The sequence below is a fragment of the Kocuria palustris genome (assembly GCF_007666205.1).
GTDB lineage: Bacteria > Actinomycetota > Actinomycetes > Actinomycetales > Micrococcaceae > Kocuria > Kocuria palustris_A.
Genome location: NZ_VDOR01000059.1, coordinates 1 through 215 on the forward strand (window position 1 = coordinate 1; position 215 = coordinate 215).

Here is a 215-nt window from a genome sequence, read left to right on the forward strand (position 1 = left end):
ACCGACCTTGATTACCGCTCCTTTAGGTGCGAGGTTTCCGAATAAAACAGATAATCCACCTTGCTTATCATAAGGGTTTTCAAGAGGATGAATAACTTCAAAATTTTTGATGTTTTTACCTTCATTATTTTCTCTCAAGGATTTACCGGTAACTGTTAATCTATCTGGATGTAAAGTACCATCCTTTTTCATTAATTCATTTATGATAGCTGGGA

At 34.9% G+C, this 215-nt stretch carries 1 pseudogene; it reads right to left on the bottom strand.

Annotation, left to right across the window (positions count from 1 at the left end):
• Positions 1–192, bottom strand: a pseudogene (locus FSY66_RS12480) (dihydroxy-acid dehydratase); the annotation flags it as partial.
• Positions 193–215: the final 23 nt, after the last annotated feature.